At 51.3% G+C, this 1,159-nt stretch carries 6 tRNA genes and 2 rRNA genes; all 8 read left to right on the forward strand.

From position 1 onward, the window contains the following. Positions 1 to 13: 13 nt before the first annotated feature. A 5S ribosomal RNA gene (rrf, locus tag C7459_RS22850) occupies positions 14 to 130 on the forward strand. Between the two features lie 250 nt (positions 131 to 380). Beyond that, positions 381 to 457: transfer RNA gene (locus tag C7459_RS22855), tRNA-Arg, on the forward strand. Positions 458 to 460: 3 nt separating this feature from the next. Further along, positions 461 to 535 (forward strand) — tRNA-Gly (locus tag C7459_RS22860). 17 nt (positions 536 to 552) lie between these two features. Further along, a tRNA-Leu gene (locus tag C7459_RS22865) sits at positions 553 to 637 on the forward strand. 5 nt (positions 638 to 642) lie between these two features. Further along, positions 643 to 718 (forward strand) — tRNA-Ala (locus C7459_RS22870). Between the two features lie 3 nt (positions 719 to 721). Continuing rightward, positions 722 to 798: transfer RNA gene (locus tag C7459_RS22875), tRNA-Glu, on the forward strand. A gap of 12 nt (positions 799 to 810) precedes the next feature. After that, positions 811 to 886 (forward strand) — tRNA-Phe (locus C7459_RS22880). 86 nt (positions 887 to 972) lie between these two features. Beyond that, a 16S ribosomal RNA gene (locus C7459_RS22885) occupies positions 973 to 1,159 on the forward strand; the annotation flags it as partial.

Here is a 1,159-nt window from a genome sequence, read left to right on the forward strand (position 1 = left end):
CCAGTTGTCACAGTCTCGTGATGATGGCGGAAAGGTCACACCTGTTCCCATCTCGAACACAGAAGTTAAGCTTTCCAGCGCCGATGGTACTTGGACCGCAGGGTCCTGGGAGAGTAGGACGTCGCGAGGCAACAGCATAAGGAACAAAAAGACCCGATCCATTGTGGATCGGGTCTTTTTGTTGTCTTTCTCTCATGCAAAATAGAATAGGTATAAAAACACGAGGAATTGGGGAGAATTCGTAGTATCTATGAGAAGATCGCTCTATATGAGTGTATTTGATCGAATGAGTAGATTGTGTCCCGTAGAGGGACATGATAAGATAGCTCTTGTCGCCGCGAGACTGCGGTGTTGAGAAAAGAAAACAACATCATCTACATGTGCCCTTAGCTCAGCTGGATAGAGCGTTTGACTACGAATCAAAAGGCCGGGAGTTCGAATCTCTCAGGGCACGCCACTTGCGGAAGTGGCTCAGGGGTAGAGCATCGCCTTGCCAAGGCGAGGGTCGTGGGTTCGAATCCCATCTTCCGCTCCATTTTTACAACTTGATATGCGGTCGTGGCGGAATGGCAGACGCGCACGCTTGAGGGGCGTGTGGGGTTTCCCCGTGGAAGTTCGAGTCTTCTCGACCGCACCAGTTATGGGGGGTTAGCTCAGTTGGTAGAGCACCTGCCTTGCAAGCAGGGGGTCAGCGGTTCGAATCCGCTACTCTCCACCATATGGCCCGTTGGAGAAGCGGCTTAACTCATCGCCCTTTCAAGGCGACATTCACGGGTTCGAATCCCGTACGGGTCACCACTTTCTAAATAAGGCTCGGTAGCTCAGTTGGTAGAGCAGTAGACTGAAAATCTACGTGTCGGCGGTTCGATTCCGTCCCGAGCCACCATTGTTGCTTTCCTAGCAACACACTGATTGATCCTTGAAAACTAAACGAGTGATAGATGAGAATCGATTCGAGCCTTGAATCAAACTTTAATTGAGAGTTTGATCCTGGCTCAGGACGAACGCTGGCGGCGTGCCTAATACATGCAAGTCGAGCGGACTGATGTGGAGCTTGCTCCATGGATGTCAGCGGCGGACGGGTGAGTAACACGTGGGTAACCTGCCTGGCAGACTGGGATAACGCTTGGAAACGAGTGCTAATACCGGATGATCTCTT

It is taken from the genome of Tumebacillus permanentifrigoris (assembly GCF_003148565.1).
GTDB classification, from domain to species: Bacteria; Bacillota; Bacilli; order Tumebacillales; family Tumebacillaceae; genus Tumebacillus; species Tumebacillus permanentifrigoris.